The organism is Synechococcus sp. CCAP 1479/9, assembly GCF_019038535.1.
Taxonomy (GTDB): Bacteria; Cyanobacteriota; Cyanobacteriia; order PCC-6307; family Cyanobiaceae; genus Cyanobium.
The window spans coordinates 1-3,356 of the sequence record NZ_JAFKRK010000020.1 but is presented as its reverse complement, the minus strand read 5'-3'; the positions used below and the strand labels follow the sequence as shown (position 1 = coordinate 3,356).

Below are 3,356 nucleotides of genomic sequence, written 5' to 3'. Positions count from 1 at the left end.
CCCCCGCAGCGCATCGATGTCCGGCCGGTAGGCAAACCCTCCCCCTTTCCCGCCTGCTCCGGTCGCCGGGCCGCTCGCCGACGCGGCGGCTCCGGTGCTCGTGACGGCGGCGATCAACTCGGCCCCCCTGTGTGGAGGGAAATGTACCGACCGGGGGACGCCGCCGGGTTCAGCCGGCGGTCAGCGCGGGAACCGGGCTTTCCACCAGACCCGCCAGCCACTCCAGCAGGGCCCGGTTGACCTGGTCGGGCACCTCGTCGTGGGGGCAGTGGCCGGCCTCGAGCACCACTTCGGTGGTGCGGGCGGGGGCGTGCCGCTGGAAACTGGCCCGGCGGCCGGCGGCATTGATCCAGGGGTCGCGGATGCCCCAGAGCAGCAGCAGCGGGGCGCTGAGGTCGGCGAACAGCTCGTCGAGGGGCTGGCCGCGGGGGATGTCGAAGACGGTGCGGAAGACACCGAAGGCGCCGGGGTCCCGGGAGGGCCGCAGGATCGCCTCCACCAGCTCGTCATCGACGTTGGTGCGGTCGATGTACACCTGATTGAGGGTGCGGCGCACGGTGGCGGGCCGGCGCATGTTCTCGAACAGCAGGCGCTGCAGCACCGGGCTGCGCAGCAGGGCCGCGCCGATGGTGCGGCGGGCGATGGCCCCCCAGCCCCGCGGCGGCTCCTGCTCGTCACTGAAGGGGCCGGCGGCATTGAGCAGGGCCACGCCGGCGGCCTGATCGCCCAGGGCGGCACCGGCGGCGAGGGCGGCGAAACCGCCGAGGGAGTTGCCCACCAGCACCGTGGGCCGGCCGATCCGCTCCGCCACATAGGCGCAGAGCTGGTCGCGCCAGAGGGCACCGCCGTAGGTGAGACCGGCGGGTTTGGCGCTGCGGCCGAAGCCGAGCAGATCGATGGCATGGACCTCATGGGTGAGGGCCAGCACGGGGATGTTGAAGCGCCAGTGGTCGGTGGAGGCGCCGAAGCCATGCACCAGCAGGATCGCCGGGCCGGTGGGCTGCTCCGGAGCCGCGTGAATGGCGTGCACCCGATGGCCCAGGAACTGCCAGGGGGTTTCGGGTGACAAAGCCATGGACGCAGCGGCGTGGCGGTGAAGGACGATGCTAGGAAGCCCGGCCAGCGTGCGGCCCCGCCCCCTGCGCCTGCCGCCATGCCCGACGCCTTCAGCCTCTCCGACCTGAGCCCGCTGCTGCCGGGGATCGCCCTCTGGGCCCTGGCCCTCTATCTGCCCCTGAGCGTTCCCCTGGCCCGGCTGGAGAAGGTCCTGGCCGAGGGGTCCCTGGAAGAGGGGCTGCAGCAGCTGGTGTTGGTGGGCGGCAGCCTGCTGCTGGCCCTGGCGGTGGGCCTGGTGGTGGAGCTGCTGCTGAGCTGGGCCCTGGGGCCGGGCTGGGCCGGCAGTCTGGGGTTGATCGCCGTGCTGGGCGGCCTGTCGATCGGCCTGGCGGCCGGACGGGACGACGACAGCAGGCGCTGAACCCCTGGCCGGGCAGCACGGGGATCAGGCGACCTGCTCGGCAGGGGATGGCTCCGGGGGGTCGGCGGGGACCTCCACACCGCTGAGGGCCAGCCGCAGCAGCAGGGGCGCCAGGAAGGTGGTGCCGATCACCATCAGCAGGATGGCCGCCTCCAGGGGCGCCGAAAGAATGCCAGCCTGGCTGCCCAGCCCCAGGAAGATCAGGCCCACCTCGCCGCGGGGCATCATCCCCAGGCCGACCACCAGCCGGTTGGTCTTTTCCTTGCTGAGGTAGCTCCAGCCGGCGGCCACCTTGCCGGCGATGGCCACCGCCAGCAGGAACAGGGCGACGACCAGGCCTTCGCGGTTGTCGGGGTTGAGGGGATTCATCACCGACAGGTCCAGGGAGCTGCCGATCAGCACGAAGAAGACGGTGGCGAACAGGGCCACCAGGGGCTTCACCGACTGCTGGATCGCCTTGGTGTGCTTCGAGGCACTGAGGATCAGGCCGGCGGCGAAGGCCCCGAGGGCCGCCTCCAGGCCGATCGCCTCGGCGACGAAGCAGCACAGGCCCAGCACCACGAAGCCGGCCACCGCCACCTCCCCCGGCGCCTTGAGTCGATCGAGGACCCAGTCGAAGGCGGGGGCGGCCGTGCGGCTGAGGAACAGGGCCACCGCCACGAACACCGCCGCCGCCAGCACCAGCTGCAGGATCGGACCGGCCGAAAGCACGCCGTCTCCGGAGAGGGCCACCACCACCGCCAGGATCACGATGCCGAAGATGTCGTCGAGAACGGCGGCGCCGATGACGGTCTGGCCTTCCCGGGTGCGGAGGAACCCGAGTTCCCCGAAGACACTGGCGGTGATGCCGATGCTCGTGGCGGTCATCGAGGCGCCGGCGAACACCGCCGGAAACAGGGGCACATGGAAGAGGAGGTAGAGCCCCGCCGTGCCCAGGGCGAAGGGCAGCACCACGCCGGTGAGGGCCACGGTGGTGGCCTGCCGGCCCACCGCTATGAGTTCGTCGAGTTCACTCTCCAGGCCCGTGAGGAACAGAAGGGCGTAGAGACCGAGCTTGGCGGTGGCCTCCAGGGAGGGGAAGCTCTCGGCGTAGATCGAGGCCACCGCCTCCGGGCTGACCCCGGCGCAGGCGCCGATCAGGTCGAGCATGCCCTGGTTGAGCTGGGCGTGGACCTCCGGCGGCAGGATCAGGTGCAGACCGGTGACGCCGATCAGAACGCCCGCCAGCAGTTCCCCGAGGATCGTGGGCAGCCCCAGGCGCACCATCAGCTCCGCCAGGGTCCGGGCCGCCAGGAAGATGACCAGATAGCGCCCCACCTGCAGCAGGGTTTCCACCGTCTCGATCTGGGTGCTGCCGACCTCGAGCAGCAGGCTGGGCGCGGCCATGAACGAAATCTGTGGCGAACGGACGCTAAGGGCGTGGGCGCCGGTCACGTGTGCCGTTGCTGATCTCCCAACAGGCCGGGCAAGGGGAATGGCAACCACCGCTACGGTCTGGGAACGCACGGCAAGACCTGTGCCCGAGGGACCACCGCGCGCCGACCGCCATGACCGACCAGCAACCCCGCAACCTGAGCCTGCCCACGCCCGGGTGCTTCGCGGACCCCGATCGCAGCGGCCTGACGGCGACGGATGTGTTCGAGGGCATGACCGAACACCTCTTCTACACGCTCGGCAAGCTGGCCCCCAGCGCCAGCCGTCACGACCTCTACATGGCGCTCAGCTACGCCGTGCGTGACCGGCTGATGACCCGCTACCTGGCCGGCATCGAGGCCATCGGCGCCAACCCCAAGCGGATCGTCGCCTACCTCTCGGCCGAGTTCCTGATCGGCCCCCAGCTCGGCAACAACCTGCTGATGCTCGGCATCCAGAAGGAGGC

Annotated in this window: 3 protein-coding genes and 1 pseudogene; 2 read left to right on the top strand and 2 right to left on the bottom strand. The window is 71.0% G+C overall.

Annotation, left to right across the window (positions count from 1 at the left end; translation table 11 throughout):
- Window positions 1-169: 169 nt before the first annotated feature.
- Complete coding sequence (locus tag KUG38_RS07470; protein ID WP_216920333.1) at window positions 170-1,075, bottom strand: alpha/beta fold hydrolase; 906 nt, start codon at window positions 1,073-1,075, stop codon at window positions 170-172.
- Window positions 1,076-1,153: 78 nt separating this feature from the next.
- On the opposite strand from KUG38_RS07470, the gene KUG38_RS07465 reads away from it, so the two are divergent.
- The gene (locus tag KUG38_RS07465; RefSeq protein WP_216920332.1) at window positions 1,154-1,477 is read left to right on the top strand and encodes a hypothetical protein; all 324 of its coding nucleotides are present in this window, start codon (window positions 1,154-1,156) and stop codon (window positions 1,475-1,477) included.
- Between the two features lie 24 nt (window positions 1,478-1,501).
- Here KUG38_RS07465 and KUG38_RS07460 read toward each other — a convergent pair whose 3' ends face one another.
- Window positions 1,502-2,863, bottom strand: coding sequence for a cation:proton antiporter (locus KUG38_RS07460; protein ID WP_216920331.1), 1,362 nt, complete (start codon window positions 2,861-2,863; stop codon window positions 1,502-1,504).
- 161 nt (window positions 2,864-3,024) lie between these two features.
- On the opposite strand from KUG38_RS07460, the pseudogene KUG38_RS07455 reads away from it, so the two are divergent.
- Window positions 3,025-3,356: pseudogene (locus KUG38_RS07455) on the top strand (glycogen phosphorylase); the annotation flags it as partial.